Origin of the sequence: Paraperibacillus marinus (genome assembly GCF_046237605.1) — a bacterium.
Lineage (GTDB): Bacteria > Bacillota > Bacilli > Bacillales > DSM-1321 > Paraperibacillus > Paraperibacillus marinus.
Genome location: NZ_CP143542.1, coordinates 231,837 through 247,034 on the forward strand (window position 1 = coordinate 231,837; position 15,198 = coordinate 247,034).

At 47.2% G+C, this 15,198-nt stretch carries 15 protein-coding genes; 12 read left to right on the top strand and 3 right to left on the bottom strand.

Annotation, left to right across the window (positions count from 1 at the left end):
* Positions 1-44: 44 nt before the first annotated feature.
* The gene (locus tag V1498_RS01275) at positions 45-1,133 is read left to right on the top strand and encodes a citrate/2-methylcitrate synthase (RefSeq protein WP_409296544.1); all 1,089 of its coding nucleotides are present in this window, start codon (positions 45-47) and stop codon (positions 1,131-1,133) included.
* A gap of 84 nt (positions 1,134-1,217) precedes the next feature.
* Here V1498_RS01275 and V1498_RS01280 read toward each other — a convergent pair whose 3' ends face one another.
* The gene (locus tag V1498_RS01280) at positions 1,218-1,835 is read right to left on the bottom strand and encodes a histidine phosphatase family protein (protein WP_409296545.1); all 618 of its coding nucleotides are present in this window, start codon (positions 1,833-1,835) and stop codon (positions 1,218-1,220) included.
* A gap of 155 nt (positions 1,836-1,990) precedes the next feature.
* Between V1498_RS01280 and V1498_RS01285 the strand changes: the two genes are divergently transcribed.
* Together V1498_RS01285 and V1498_RS01290 are read left to right on the top strand one after the other, a co-directional pair.
* A complete protein-coding gene (locus tag V1498_RS01285; protein ID WP_409296546.1) occupies positions 1,991-2,200 on the top strand; it encodes a heavy-metal-associated domain-containing protein in 210 nt (69 codons plus the stop codon).
* Between the two features lie 368 nt (positions 2,201-2,568).
* Positions 2,569-3,336 (top strand): hypothetical protein, encoded by a 768-nt coding sequence (locus V1498_RS01290; RefSeq protein WP_409296547.1) that lies wholly within the window; start codon positions 2,569-2,571, stop codon positions 3,334-3,336.
* Between the two features lie 38 nt (positions 3,337-3,374).
* On the opposite strand, the gene V1498_RS01295 is transcribed toward V1498_RS01290, so the two are convergent.
* Positions 3,375-4,274 (bottom strand): cation diffusion facilitator family transporter, encoded by a 900-nt coding sequence (locus V1498_RS01295; protein WP_409296548.1) that lies wholly within the window; start codon positions 4,272-4,274, stop codon positions 3,375-3,377.
* A 791-nt stretch (positions 4,275-5,065) separates the two neighbouring features.
* Here V1498_RS01295 and V1498_RS01300 point away from each other — a divergent pair.
* From V1498_RS01300 to V1498_RS01340, 9 genes are all read left to right on the top strand, one after another.
* Positions 5,066-5,644 carry a TetR/AcrR family transcriptional regulator gene (locus tag V1498_RS01300; protein ID WP_409296549.1) on the top strand — a complete coding sequence of 193 codons (579 nt, stop codon included), beginning with the start codon at positions 5,066-5,068 and terminating at the stop codon, positions 5,642-5,644.
* Between the two features lie 4 nt (positions 5,645-5,648).
* Entirely contained in the window at positions 5,649-5,999 is a 351-nt protein-coding gene (locus V1498_RS01305; RefSeq protein WP_409296550.1) for a DMT family transporter, read from the top strand.
* A complete protein-coding gene (locus V1498_RS01310) occupies positions 5,996-6,316 on the top strand; it encodes a DMT family transporter (RefSeq protein ID WP_409296551.1) in 321 nt (106 codons plus the stop codon). Before V1498_RS01305 ends, V1498_RS01310 begins: the two co-directional genes overlap by 4 nt.
* A 168-nt stretch (positions 6,317-6,484) precedes the next feature.
* A complete protein-coding gene (locus V1498_RS01315) occupies positions 6,485-7,555 on the top strand; it encodes a D-alanine--D-alanine ligase (RefSeq protein WP_409299088.1) in 1,071 nt (356 codons plus the stop codon).
* A 122-nt stretch (positions 7,556-7,677) separates the two neighbouring features.
* Entirely contained in the window at positions 7,678-9,054 is a 1,377-nt protein-coding gene (locus V1498_RS01320) for a UDP-N-acetylmuramoyl-tripeptide--D-alanyl-D-alanine ligase (RefSeq protein ID WP_409296552.1), read from the top strand.
* A gap of 895 nt (positions 9,055-9,949) precedes the next feature.
* Positions 9,950-11,428, top strand: a complete 1,479-nt coding sequence (locus V1498_RS01325) for a DEAD/DEAH box helicase (RefSeq protein ID WP_409296553.1) — start codon at positions 9,950-9,952, stop codon at positions 11,426-11,428.
* A 164-nt stretch (positions 11,429-11,592) separates the two neighbouring features.
* Complete coding sequence (uvsE, locus tag V1498_RS01330) at positions 11,593-12,564, top strand: UV DNA damage repair endonuclease UvsE (protein ID WP_409296554.1); 972 nt, start codon at positions 11,593-11,595, stop codon at positions 12,562-12,564.
* Between the two features lie 113 nt (positions 12,565-12,677).
* A complete protein-coding gene (locus V1498_RS01335) occupies positions 12,678-13,151 on the top strand; it encodes a PH domain-containing protein (RefSeq protein WP_409296555.1) in 474 nt (157 codons plus the stop codon).
* On the top strand, positions 13,144-14,553 hold the full coding sequence (locus V1498_RS01340; protein WP_409296556.1) for a PH domain-containing protein: 1,410 nt from the start codon (positions 13,144-13,146) through the stop codon (positions 14,551-14,553). The genes V1498_RS01335 and V1498_RS01340 overlap by 8 nt, the downstream gene beginning before the upstream one ends.
* On the opposite strand, the gene V1498_RS01345 is transcribed toward V1498_RS01340, so the two are convergent.
* Positions 14,543-15,145 (bottom strand): rhomboid family intramembrane serine protease, encoded by a 603-nt coding sequence (locus V1498_RS01345; protein WP_409296557.1) that lies wholly within the window; start codon positions 15,143-15,145, stop codon positions 14,543-14,545. The two genes, V1498_RS01340 and V1498_RS01345, sit on opposite strands and share 11 nt — an antisense overlap.
* Positions 15,146-15,198 lie beyond the last annotated feature (53 nt).

A 15,198-nucleotide genomic window follows, 5' to 3' on the forward strand; every position in this document is an offset into this window, starting at 1 on the left:
GACCAGATATAATAAATAGATAAGGAGATAAGGAGGGGATTCTCTTGATAGCAAAAGGTTTAAAAGGGATTACAGCGGCGGAAACAAAAATCAGCTTTATCGATGGAGAGCAGGGCGTTCTTGTGTACAGGGGACATGAAGCCCGCAAACTGGCTGAAGAATGCAGCTTTGAGGAGGTTTGTTATCTGCTCTGGCACAAAAGGCTGCCAAGCAGAGAAGAGCTGTCCGGATTGGAAGACAGAATGAGGGAGGCAAGGGTCCTGCCCCAATATATCAGGAAGATCCTTGATATGCTCCCGTCAGAAACGGGCTTTATGGAAGCGCTCCGTACAGCAGTATCTGCGCTGGGGGCAGAAGAATACGGCTGGAAGCCCACCACCGATCAATCAGCCTGGATAACCGGCATGATTCCTTCAATCATTGCCTACTATCATCACACAAGGAACGGTACCCGGCATCATGAACCCCGGGCAGATTTAAGTCATGTGGAAAACTATCTGTTTATGCTGAGCGGACAAACTCCTGATCCTGTACATGCCAGGGCCCTCGAAGCCTATATGATCCTTGGAATGGAGCATGGACTGAATGCTTCCACCTTTTCAGCGAGGGTGATCAGCTCATCGGAATCAGATCTCGTTTCTGCGGTATGCGGGGCAATCGGGACGATGAAAGGTCCTCTTCATGGCGGGGCGCCAAGCGCGGTCACCGCCATGCTGGATGAAATAGGATGCAAAGAAAGAGCAGAGGATTGGCTGCGCGGCAGATTAGAGAGGGGAGAGAAGCTTATGGGATTCGGGCACCGTGTCTACCGGACGCAGGATCCGCGGGCCGTTGCATTAAGTTCACTTGCTGAAGGCATTGGCCGGCAGGATAAATGGCTGGATCTGGCACGCTATGTAGAAGGCCGGGCCATCCGCCTGCTTGCTGAATATAAACCGGGCAGGCGGCTCTATACAAATGTAGAGTTTTACGCCGCCGCAGTCATGCGGGCCATCCGTTTTGATGCAGACCTTTTCACCCCGACCTTCACCGCAGCCCGTACAGCAGGATGGTGTGCACATGTACTCGAGCAGGCGGAGGATAATGCCATTTACCGGCCGGAGGCAGCCTATACCGGGACCTTCCATAAATAAGAACCGGCGTACCCGTTTACGGGACGCCGGTTTTTTTGTGGGAAAGGGGCGGAACTGCATGTTTCATGAGGCTTCCTTTTGTTTTTATTCCTGCAGGGGAAGATGGGAAACGTCTCCTTGAAAGATGATTTCAGGCTGTCCCTTTTTCACTTCAATTTTGGTCAGACTCGTGTTCAAAAGGGGAGTCTGATTGAATAGATCCTGGAGGGGTGTTTTTTTAATGAAAGAAAGCAGCACCCTTAAAAAGATCGAGTGGGAAACGATCAGAAGCGTTCCTGAAGTATGCTTTTCCAATAATTCATTCCATATATTTTCGGCCCGTGCGTATACATCCTGGAACAGTTCACCCTGATCGCGGATATATAAATGCGGGGTTTCCCAGAAAGCTTTTACTTCATTGGCATATTGGCTGATAACATCTGCCTTGGTCCGGCCTTCCCAGTCGCCAAAATGCATTTCGCGAAGGCGGTCATCCTTCAGGATCTGGATCGGCCTGTTTCCAATGATGATCTCAGCCGTATGCCAGGCTCTTTTGCTCGAACTTGAATACACCAGGTCAATCGGCTCATCCTGCAGCCGGCCGGCAAGGCGTTCAGCGCCCATCACGCCTTCAGGGGTCAATTCCCCGTTACCCCAGCCCTGCCACCTCGTGGCAACATTCCATTCTGTTTTTCCATGTCTTACAAGATATATGGTCAGCACAAAAAAGTCTCCTTTTGTTCCATGATGTCTGCCCTGCTATTTTACAGCATTTCTTTATTTTATCCGAACTTTTGCTCTACCCTTGACAATCGTGCAGGTTTCAATGGGCGGCATGGAAGGTAGAGGTAAACAAGACTTGAAAGGAGAGGTTTGTGATGAAAGCTGAGCTTGGTGTTAAAGGTATGACCTGCAAACAGTGTGCAGTCTCCATTGAGGATAAATTGTCAAGGCTTGGAGGGGTTGAACAGGTTACTGTCCATCTGTATGATGAGAAAGTTGAACTGAATTATGATGAGGAACAGAACGGACTCCCGCAAATTATAAAGGCAATAGAGGAGCTGGGCTATGATATAAAACAAACATGAATTTTCTGCTCGCAGCCCATGCATAGAATGGAACCTGGACAAGGGCAGGAACAAACACAATAAGGCGGTGGAGAGGAGTAAGGCGCAGGCGCAGAATGCCAGGAAGATCAATGATGTGCGCACACAGCTGTTGGAAGCATTATGATACATACAGCTCCGCCCCTTTTCCGCAGAAAAAGATAGGTTATACTGCCCACGCTCGTCAGCTGCTGCAATTTGCTATAATAGTAAATGTTCCCTATATATGATATATTTACTTATTATTTCGGACAGAATGGAAATAGTCCATGATCCACCGGTGCTTGAGTCCAGCGGATTATGAAGCGGATTGGCAGGATGGATGGTTTTCATATCGGAGGTAAAAATAAATGAAATTAGAGACTCGGGATGTTTTATACCTTCATCTGCAGGCTTCTGAAAGGTTTGTAGTTTCCTACGGGATGGAGTTCAAGGAATTTACAGCGAGCCTGAACCAGGTTCTCCCTAATCTGCTGCTATTAAAGCATAAATATGAGGATGGAGAATTCAATTTGAATACGCTCATGGACTATGTGACCCGGGAAGAGCTGCCGAGTTTGATGAAGCAGAATGTATACAGCTACGGAGATTTCTGCTGGATCGACTTTGGAGAAGAAGGCAGCCTTGATCAATTGGACGGCCATGAGATAGCAGAACTGCTTTACCTCGGTCATTGCAAAGGACATCTGAAGCCCCCCTTCTACCGTCAGCTCAACAATTCGTTTGTTTATCTTGCCCACGACGATGGCTGGTTTAATAAAACGTATTACCGCTCCATGGATACTTTTTATGAAATACTTGGGAATCTGATCCCATTAAAACTGGAACTGCTCAAGAGGGAAAAATCCTGGCTTGGCGGCCTCCGGAAGAAGGCAGAGTACGGGGCAATGCCTGCCTCTGTGCTGGAGGAACTTCGGGCATATCTCGCAGAAGGGGCTGCTATTTCCTTCAGGCATATGCAGCAGAACAGAAACAGAATTGAAATTCCATTCTGGCTCCTCGGGGATTATGTGAATATGGATGATATGATGGAGGATTTTACAGCGGCCGCCACAGGCATTCCTGCGGGGCATATTGTCTTCCAAAGAAAAACAAGAGAATGGCAGATTGAAAAATAACCGCAGACACCAAATGGGCCTGCGGTTATTTATGCTCCTTAACGATCATCTGCTGGGAAATACGGATTCAAGTGGATCAGGACTTCTTCCACATTTTCAAACTTGTTGATGAGGGCATTCCGAATGTCCCTTGTGAGATCATGCCCCTCTTTAATGGTCTTGTCATGGTCGATGGAAATACGGATATCCACCAGGATATAGTGGCCATGCTCCCTTGCACGGATTTTATCAATCCGCCTCACGTCCTTATAGCTTTCAATCACCTCGATATACTGCTGGAGAATTTCCGGTGCCACACTTCTTTCAAGCAGGATATGAAAAGCCTCGGCAAGCATTTCCCGCGCTATTTTAAAGATCAGATAGGCCACGAATACACTCGCAATCTTATCGCCGTATAGCAAAATATCGATATGGAACCTGCCGCCCAGGATGGAGAGGAAAACACCGGCAGCGGCTGCGATGGAGGCAGCAATATCCGCCTTATGATCAAATGCGATGGCTTCAATGGCTTTGCTCTTATACTCTTTCGATACCTTTAGTGAATATCTGTACAGAATTTCCTTCGTCACATAGGAGAACAGGGCAACCCATACTGCAATCAGATTCGGTGTCTCGATTGGGTGGAAGAAGCCGATGACCGCCTCGTACACGATATAAAAGGAGACTAATAATAACACAATGCCGACAATGCCTGAAACGATGACCTCCGCCTTGCCATGGCCATAAGGATGGTCCTCATCGGCAGGTTTATTGGAGATCCTGATAACAAGCAGGACAATGACAGACGCGAATACATCTGCCGCGGAATGAATTCCATCCGCGAAGACGGCATCAGAATTAGCGGATAGACCGACAAGGATCTTCCCGAGTGTAAGTATGATATTGCTCCAGACGCTGATCCAGGCTACTTTTTTTGCAATGGATTCTCTTGCTCCCACGTTCTCACCTCGTAAATAATCTTTTGCTATGTTACCAAATCGATAAATGGTGGGTCTAGAGCAACGTTTTTTAGTACAGCCCATTATGTTGAGTCCAGCCAATAAGTTTGTGTATAGATAAAATCCATGTAAATCAGCTTCTTTATTTTTATCTCTTTTTCGCCTGCCTAAACTAGAGTGAGGGAGAATAGTTTAGGATATCTTTGCAATGTAACGGCCAAAAGGGGGAATTGGAGCGAGAATGTGCTCCGTTTGCGGCTGCTTCTGCAAAAGAAAGTGGTGCCTGCGCCGATGAAGGACATTTCATTCACTCATCAGCTCCAAAAAGGTCTTCATCCCCCCGATGAAGGACATTTCAATCGCGCATTAGCTCCAAAAAGGTCTTCATCCCCCCGATGAAGGACATTTCAATCGCGCATTAGCTCCAAAAAGGTCTTCATCCCCCCGATGAAGGACATTTCAATCGCGCATTAGCTCCGAAAAGGTCTTCATCCCCCTGCAGAAGGACATTTCAATCGCGCTTCAGCGGCAAAAAGGTCTTCATCCCCCGATGAAGGACATTTCGATCACGCATCAGCTCCAAAAAGGTCTTCATCCCCCGATGAAGGACATTTCAATCACGCATCGGCTCTGTTTTTCCTTCCATAGAGATTGCGTATCCCAGGAGTCTGCAATCACATCACAAAGAACAACCCTGGAAAGAGCCGCACAACAAAAGAAGACAAACAATCTTCTTTCTGCTATAGTCTAACTAACGATAGTTAGGTAAAAACCGAAAGGCGGTAAACCGGTTGAACACTGCGGATCTTATAAAGAAGACAGCCCTTGAATTATTTGCAGCCGGGGGCTATGAGGGTACAGCCCTGTCACAGATAGCAAGGACTGTAGGAATTAAGACACCTTCTATCTATGCACATTTTTCTTCTAAGGAAGAATTATATATGGCAGTATTGAGGGATATTGTTCTTAAGGAAATGGAAAAGCTTCAGGGGATAAAGAAGGACAGCGGGGAGATAGAACGGGATATAAAAGCGCTGTTTTATCATCTGGGGGATTTTGCAGGAAAAGGGGAAGAGCTGCTTTTCTATAAGCGGGCTGTGTTCTTTCCGCCAAGGAGCCTGGATGAACGCATCAAAAAGGAAATCATCCATTTCGAGGTCCTTTCCGGAGAAATGCTGAAATCCATTCTGAATCTAGGGATGGAGAAGAAAGTATTAAAGGAATTGAATCTTGATGATGTTCACTCCAGTTTTTTCTGCCTGCTTGACGGACTGTTCTTTGAGCAGCATCTGTATGAATTGGATGAATTATTGAGACGGCGGGAACAAATCTGGAAATTCTTTTGGTTATCTATAAAAAAGGAGTCTTGATGCAATGAAACGGAGCTGGATATATTTAATCATAGCCGGATTGACGGAAATTATCTGGGCATTCGGACTTAAGGAATCTGAAGGGTTTACTGAAGCCCTGCCCACCGCTGTTACGTTGGTGTTTATGGTCATCAGTTTTTATTTATTTTCAAAAGCGATCACTCATATTCCGATCGGCACAGGCTATGCCGTCTTTACGGGAATCGGAGCAGCGGGTACCGTCGTCATCGGTTTTTTTATTGGAGAAGCTGTAAGCTTGATGAAAATCGTTTTTCTCGCCATCCTGCTCACAGGGATCGTTGGTTTGAAGCTGACCACAACAGACAACGCAAAAGAAGGGAATGAAACAACATGAACTGGCTGTTCTTGCTGGCTGCCGGCATTGGGGAGATCGGCTTTGTGATTTTCATGAAGCTCTCAAATGGTTTTAAGGATACCTTTTACAGCCTGCTGACCTTCGGGGCAGCCTTAATCAGCTTTTACTGCCTGTCAATTGCCTTGCTGACCATACCCCTCAGTACTGGCTATTCAGTTTGGACAGGGATCGGCGCTGCCGGAAGTGTGGTGCTGGGGATGATTTTCTTTAAGGAGTCAAAAGCGCCCCTGCGCACCTTTTTCCTGCTGATGATCATTATTGGGGTAATTGGACTTAGGATCGTCTCGCCGCACTAGCATTAAATTTGAGTTCCTTCTGCACAGGTCCAGCCATTCCTTTCATATGCTGAAAAAAAGGAAGTTTTTCCATTATAAATAAGTATAGAAGACAGTGGTAATTTGTTTCGTTTATCCGGATAAATGGTACAATAGAATGTGCTTTAAAGATAATTGGAGGTATTTATGATGAAAATAAAACTGGGCCTGCTTTACGGGGGAAAATCAGCTGAACATAAGGTATCCATGCAGACAGCGCTTGCCGTCATCAAAGCGCTTGACTTAAATAAATTTGACATTCATCCCATTTACATAACCGAGGAAGGAAAATGGGTCAATGGCCCGCAGCTCACTGCGCCGGCTTCTTCGATAAAAGAACTGGAGTTCAAGTCCGGCATCAGTCCGGTATCAATGGACCAGGCACTCACTCTTCAAGAGGAAGGAAAGGGATCGTTCGACGTCATTTTCCCTCTGCTGCACGGTCCAAATGGAGAAGATGGGACCGTCCAGGGGATGCTTGAACTCTTGAATCTTCCTTATGTAGGCAATGGGGTCCTTGCTTCCTCTGCCGGAATGGATAAAGTCATCATGAAAAATATATTTGCGCAGGCCGGCCTGCCGCAGGTAGGATATGTATGGTTCATCCGCTCCGAGTGGGAAAACAACCGCGGAGCTTCTTATGAAAAAGTAGAGAGCGAGATTGGCTACCCATGCTTTGTAAAGCCTGCCAATCTGGGTTCAAGTGTGGGCATCAGCAAATGTACAAACCGTGAAGAGCTGGAAACAGCCTTTGCAGAAGCCTTCCAATTTGACCGTAAAATCATCATTGAACAAGGTGTGAAGGCACGCGAGATTGAACTGGGTGTTCTTGGGAATGATAATCCAGAAGTTTCGGTTGCCGGTGAAATTGTCGCTAAAAAGGATTTTTATGATTATAAGGCGAAGTATGAAGATGGAGATACAGCGATGATCATTCCGGCAGAGCTTGATCCGGCTTTATATGAAGAATTGAGGGAGCAGGCTGTGCGGGCATTTAAATCTCTCGATTGCTCAGGCCTTGTCAGGGCAGACTTTTTTGTCGACGACCATAACAGAATTTATATCAATGAAGTAAATACTATGCCGGGCTTTACACCTTTCAGTATGTTCCCGCTGCTTTGGAAGCATACAGGAGTCGATTATCCTCAGCTGATTGAAAAGCTGGTCGGCTATGCGGTGGAGCGCCATGAGGAAAAACAGAAGATAAAATACACATTCTAAAAAAAAACAGCCCCTGGCACTGGGCAAAAATCAGGGGCATGGGCAGAAGCGGAATCGACCAGATATCAGGCTTCTGCCTCTTTTATTCGAAAATAGAAATATTACATATGCAGGAGGATCCCATGATAAAAAAAACATTGGCGGAGATTTATAAAACCGTCGGAGGCTTGAATGATATTAGCAGCTTTGAGGAGACCATGTTTGAAGGAGCTGCCATCGATACAAGGAAAATCACTCCGGGAAATCTGTTTGTGCCTTTTAAAGGTGCACGCGTTGACGGCCATGATTTTGTTGAAAAGGTTCTGGAAGAAGGAGCCGGGGCTGCCCTCTGGCAGAAGGATGTGCCAAATCCGCCGGAAAACCTTCCTATAATCGTAGTGGAGGATACCCTGCTGGCCATCCAGGAGCTTGCGAAAAGCTATCGGAATGAACTGGGAGCAAAGGTTGTCGGCATTACCGGAAGCAATGGCAAGACCACAACCAAGGATATGACAGCATCCATCCTTGGCACCGTATATAAAGTACATAAAACCTCCGGCAATTACAATAATCATCTCGGCCTGCCGCTTACGATCCTTTCCATGCCGCAGGATACCGATGTGGTGGTCCTTGAGATGGGCATGAGCGCGAAAGGCGAAATTAAGTTCTTGTCCCAATTGGGAAGGCCGGACGTTGCTGTGATCACAAACATTGGGGAATCCCATCTGCTGGATCTTGGATCAAGAGAAGGAATTGCCGAAGCAAAGCTTGAAATCATAGAGGGACTGAAGCCGGGCGGCACGCTGATTTATTTTGGCGATGAACCTCTCCTTTCAGAGCGCATAAAGCCGGGAGCTCCATTTGAATTACGTTCTTTCGGAAAGATGGATACGAATGATCTGTATCCGCTCCATATAACAAGCGGAACCTCGGACACAAGCTTTGAACTGAATGTGATGCCTGGGAAAACGCTCAGCATTCCAGTCCTCGGCACCCACAATGTATTGAACAGCCTGGCTGCCATCGCGGCTGCCCAGTGCCTGGAGGTGCCCCAGGATAAAATCATCGAAGGATTGAGGAACATTACGCTGACTGCGATGAGGATGGAGATGTCCAAAGGGACCAGGGGCGAAACCATCATCAATGATGCCTACAATGCGAGCCCTACATCCATGAAGGCGGCCATTGAATTGGCAGCAGGAATATCGGGTTTCAATAAAAAGTACGTTGTGCTTGGCGATATGCTGGAACTTGGGCCGGACGAACGGGATTTCCATTACAAGGTAGGCCAGTTGATCGATCCTGCGGCCATCAGCAAGGTATATACATTCGGGGAACTGGGAGAATGGATTGCCAAGGGTGCTGCCGAGCGTTTTAACAGCAGTGATGTCCGCGTATTCCAGGACAAGACGGCGCTTGCCGAGTCCCTGAAGGAAACCGTTTCTGAAAATGATCTTGTACTCGTAAAGGCTTCCCGGGGTATGGAACTCGAAAAGGTAGTGGAAGCCCTGCAGAATTAATAAAAAGGGGCCTTCTATACCAAGGAGAGGGGATGGACGCCAGCGGGTGCTATAGAGAACCACGCCTGAAACTGTTATCCTAAGAGCCGTACGGCTAATATTCTTAAGCGGTAAATCCGGGGGCTGATGTCTCCGGATTTTCTTTCGTGTCTCTGCGGATTTCCGATGAGCAGGCTCATATCCTGGCGGAGAATTCAATGACTGGATGTGACGGGATCCTGTCAAAGTCCAACAAGCTCCGGACGTATAATTTACAGCCAGTCCGGCAATCTTAGGAATGAAGAAACGAGGGCGGCAGAGCCGGATGCTTTTTAGGGTAAGGGGGGAATATATATTTATAAAATGCATGAAGTGAGCATCAACAGGAATGGGAGCGCTGTCAATCCAAAAAACGTTTGTTTCAAATACTTTCCTTAGTTGCAAAGGCTTTGTTATACTGTTAACATATTCTTTAAGGCGATAAAATCCGATGTATAAATGCCGGTGACCATAAACAGCATTTATAATTTTGGTTTATGCCTTTTATTCTTTTGAAAGAGATTTTTCATTTCGGCTTTCTTTACAGAAAGCGGAGCACTTGATTAGAAATGGCCCAGCGAAGAGGTCTTATTCGCCGCTAAAAGCGGCTTTTCATATGATTTGAACCTTTCATCACTTTTTAAGAATGCTTTTAGGCATATTTTCGCGGATGGCAGTCCCATGCACCTGTCATATTGAACGTGGATTCATACAAAAGCCGCTCCTGCCTGAAGGAATGGCTGATTTCCATACTGGCGTCTGCCAGCGTATTCCTGAATGCATTCCTATCTTGCTATTAGCCATTCTTTTAGGCGACTGAAAAAGCTTTTTCTTAAGATCCTAAAAAAATCTTAAAGTTTAAAGGAGTAGGGAAAAATTGACTTTGTTTAGTGAATTAGGACTTGATAAGTCCACATTAAGATCAATCGAAAAAATGGGGTTTGAAGAAGCAACTCCAATCCAGGCACAAACGATTCCTCTTGCCATCCAAGGTGAGGATATCATCGGCCAGGCACAGACAGGTACAGGTAAGACGGCAGCTTTTGGTATTCCGTTGATGGAGAAAATTGACATCAAAGAAGATCAGATTCAAAGCATCTGTATTGCTCCAACACGTGAGCTTGCCATCCAGGTTTCTGAAGAATTGTACAAACTTGGCTTCGGAAAACGCGTACGCGTTATGGCAGTATACGGCGGACAGGATATTGACCGCCAGATCCGTGCCCTTAAGAAAAAACCGCATATCATTGTAGGTACACCAGGAAGACTCCTTGACCACATCAATCGTAAGACGATCCGCTTAGGGAATGTCAGCACGGTAGTCCTTGATGAAGCGGATGAAATGCTGAACATGGGATTCATCGAAGATATCGAATCAATCCTGTCTACAGTTCCTGAAGAAAACAGACAGACTCTGTTATTCTCAGCTACAATGCCTGAACCGATCAGGAAGATCGCTGAAAAGTTCATGAGCGAACCAAAAGTGGTCAAAGTGAAAGCGAAGGAAATGACGGTTTCTAAAATCAAGCAGTCTTTCATCGAAGTGAAGGAAAGCGAAAAGTTCGATACACTTACACGCCTGCTTGATATCCAGACTCCAGAGCTTGCGATCGTATTTGGACGTACAAAAAGACGGGTTGATGAACTGTCATCGGCACTTAATGTGAGAGGCTATATGGCAGAAGGAATCCACGGAGACCTGAGCCAGGCGAAGCGTCTGTCTGTTCTTAAGAAATTCAAAGAAGGAAGCATCGATGTGCTGGTAGCGACTGATGTAGCTGCCCGCGGCCTTGATATTTCAGGCGTTACACATGTTTACAACTTTGACATTCCTCAGGATCCTGAAAGCTATGTTCACCGAATCGGGCGGACAGGGCGTGCAGGGAAAACAGGCGAAGCTGTTTCATTTGTAACATACCGTGAAAGATCCCAGTTGTATGCCATCGAAAATACAACGAAAAAGCGTATGGACAAAATGCAGCCGCCAACCTTGAGCGAGGCTGTTGAAGGCCAGCAGAAAGCGGTTATGGAAAAAATCGTCTCTGCAGTTGAAGGAGAAGATTTCTCTCTTTACCTGGCTACTGCCCAAGAGCTTCTAAACAAGTACGAGGCTTCAGACGTACTGGCTTCTGTTATTAAATTGATGACAAAAGAGCCAGATCAGACTCCAATCAAGCTTACAGAAGAAGCACCTGCTTTCTCTAAGCGCGGAAGAGGCGGAGACCGCGGCGGAAGCCGAAGCGGAAGAGGCCAGACTTCTTCAGGCGGCGGCCGACGTGAATATGGCCAAAAACGCGGCAGAAAACCTGCTGGCAGAGGCGGCCAAGGCGGCAGCAAAAGAGAAAAACAATATTAATATGTCAAAGGATCCCTTTTGGGGTCCTTTTTTTCGTTTCCAGTCCTCAATCGGATTAGACCCTATAAGTCTCCAGTTTTCTGATGAAAAGGGAAATCACGCTACAGTCATAGATATTGAAGCAGTATGGAATACTTATAAAAAAGAATCGGGGAGGGATCTATATGACGATCGTGCGCCTGGGGTATGTGGCGATGAGTATGGAGCTGCAGAATGCATCTCCGTCTAAGACGATGACTTTTGCACAGTTCTCGAAGCTTAAGGACAGGGAGGCTGCCATCCGCAAGCTGGAGAGGATAGCTGTAGAAAATATACACAACTGCCTGAGGCTGCTCAGGCATAATCTGGCGAATGATATCCACTTTTTCCGCCTGACTTCAAGGATCATCCCTCTGGCCAATCATGAGGAGCTCCCCGGGTGGGATTATCTGAAGCCCTTGAAGGCAGCCCTTGCTGAAATCGCCCGGTTTTTAGTCGAGCATCCTGAGATGAGGGTCGACTTTCATCCGGATCATTTTGTCATTCTTAATGGAATCGTCAAGGAAGTACTGAATATGTCAATCAGAACCTTGCGGATGCATGAAGGACTGCTTAAGGGAATGGGGATTGATCCGGAACACCGGTGTGTGCTGCATGTCGGCGGGGGCTATAACAATATCGAAAAAGCCCTCGAGCAATTTATCCATAATTGGGGGCTGATACCAGCGGGACTGCAAAAGATGATTATGCTTGAGAACGATGACACGACCTTTACCCTGAATGATACCTTGTATCTTTGTGAAAAGCTCGGCATCCCGCTGGTATTTGATTATCACCATCATCTAGCCCATAACAGGGGAGCGGAAGACTGGGAGGGGAGCTGGGAGCGGATTCTTGGCACATGGACTCACTCGAAGCTTCCGGTCAAGATGCACATCTCGAGCCCCCGGTCCGAAAAAGAATTCAGGGCTCATGCGGATTTTGTAGACAGCGGGATGTTCCTGCGCTTTTTAGAATCCATCAAAGGATCAGTCCCCCAGATTGATTGTATGATTGAAGCAAAGAAAAAGGATGAGGCGCTGTTTCGATTGATGGAGGACTTAAAGAGTTCTTCACAAGTGGAAATCGTAAGTTCAGCAAGCTTTAATCTTAAGTGACAGTCCAAAACCGGGGGAGCATGGTTCAGAAAGCGGCCTTTCGTCTGCCGAAGCTTAAAGTACCTGGATATAGTATACTTTGGTAAGAACATAAAGGAAGCTGGGGAGATTTTGTGGGACCGGAAAATCGAATTTCTAATCAAGCAAAAAAGGTGTGGATGATCAGCAGCCTGCTTCTTTCCCTGATAGGATGGGCCGTGGCAGGAGGGGCGTTTATGCTGTATGTGTACAGGGGCATTCCCATGTGGATCCCTTATGTCCTATCGCTCGCTGCCCTTCTGGGTACGGTCTTTGGCGTATGGGTGTTTCCCGCTCTCAGGATCCGGCACTGGAGATATGAGGTGCGGGAGAAGGAAATTGAAATCCAAAAAGGAATGTTTGTGATCAAGAGGACGCTTATCCCGATGGCCAGGGTTCAGCATGTGGATACGAAACAGGGTCCGCTCCTTGCGCGGTATGGACTGTCTTCCGTCGAGGTGTCGACTGCTGCCTCCTCACATGAAATTCCGGCGCTAGCCCTGGGTGAAGCGGAACAGTTACGGAAATACATATCTGCCATGGCCAGTGTGGAGGAAGAAGATGTTTGAGTTTGAGCGGCTGCATCCGGCCGGCATCCTTGTGAGCACTTTAAGGACGCTCAAGGGAATCCTGCTTCCGTTCCTTCTGCTGCTTGCAAGCGGCAGAGGAGAAGGCGCCGGATATCAGCTGCTGTATTCTATCCTGCCGGTCGCTATAAGCATTGGAGTCGGCATTTTTCGCTGGAGAAGTTTTTCTTATGGAATCGCCGAAGGGGAGCTGCGTATCTATCAGGGAGTCCTCTTGAAAAAAAGCCGTTATATCCGCCTCGATAAAATTCAGTCGCTTGATATTACACAGGGAGTGATTCAGCGGCTGTTCAAGGTGGTCAGCGTCAAGATAGAGACTGCCGGTGGAACAAAAGGGGGCGAACCGGAAGCGGTCCTAGAAGCCATTACGAGCAGGAAGGCGGAAGCGCTGGGACAGATCATTAAGGAAGGCAGGCAGGCTGTCCTGCCGCCCCGTGGGGAACACCCTGAAAGAAAGACCTATAGCCCAGCCAATCGCGATCTCTGGATCTTTGCAGCCACATCCGGGAGGGTGGGGGTTATATTCTCCGGCGCTGCTGCTGTTTTGCTGCAGTTTCAGGAGGTGATTCCGTACAGAAGAGTGCTTCTCGGGATTGAGGATTATGCCGCTTCGGGTTCAGCAGCGATCGTGCTGCTTCTCCTGGCTGCGTTCCTTTTGGCATATGGTGCCGCCATTATTAATATCCTGCTCAAACTTGCCAATTTTTCCGTGGAAAGAACAAGTTCTGACCTTATCGTTTCAAGCGGCCTGATTGAGACGAGGCAGGTAACGATTCCATTTAAAAAAATCCAGGCTATCCGCATCAGTGAAAATCCGTTCCGGCAGCCGTTAGGATATGTGAGTGTATCTCTTTATTATGCAGGAGGGACAAAAGGGAGGGGCCATTCCAAAACGATTTTGCTTCCGCTGATCAAAAGAGAGAAGCTTGAAGGCATATTCGGCTCCCTGCTTCCGGAATATTCACTCCCCGGAAGCCTGCACGGTGCAGCGAACCGCTCCAAATATAGATTCATAGGAAGACCGGTCTTGATCTGCCTGCCTGTTGCAGCAGTTATCAGTATCCTGTTTCCGGGATGGGGGTATGCGTCATTTTCCCTTGTCGCAGCAGCAGTTCTGTTTGGCCGCAGCTGTTTCCGGGATGCTGGCTGGCATATGGCAGATAACCTTTTAATGCTCAGGAACAGGGGGATCTCAAGGAACACTTATCTGATTCATAAAGAAAAGATTCAATCCCTTCAAATATCAGCATCCCCGCTGCAGCGCGCCGGCGGTCTCCGGACGATAACGGCAGTCATTATTTCCGGAACAGGGGCAGCATCAGGGAAAGTCAGAGATTTAGAGAACAAAGATGCTCAGTCTATCATGAACTGGTTTACTCATTAATGGACTTCTTATTCAGGAGAAGAAGGGAAGATAACCCGAATCCTGATAGCAAGCCTCCGATATGACCCCATATATTGATCTGCGGCTGCAGGAAAGTCATCGTTATGCCAATCACGGACAGCGTAAGCAGCATACGGGAGTTTTGTGAAGACAGCCAGTCTTTTTTAAAACATATGACGGCCAGATAGAAGCCCAGGAGGCCGAACACAGCACCGCTTGCCCCGGTATGGGTAAAAGTGGGCGGTTCGGCGAAGTATGTGGCTGCGTTGCCGCCTGCCCCGGACACCAGATAAATGACTAAAAAGCGCCATGAGCCGAGAGTCCGTTCAATGAATGGTGCCAGGATAATAAGGGAAATGCTGTTGAATACAAGGTGGCTGAATGTGCCGTGCAGGAAGACGGGGCTGATCAGCCGCCAGTAGTCTCCTTCTACTATATAAAGATTGACTCCATACATGCTTTTGAAAATAACTGAAGCCGGAAAGATGGGAAGGCTGATCAGTAAATAGACAGAAACATTGATTATGACCAAAAAGGCAGCCGCGGGATAGATCTTATAAAATTGGGCGGGGTCCTCATTACGGGCAAACAAATAAAAACATCCTTTCCGCTAAAAATGCCTGCTTTAAATTGTACACGCTCCAG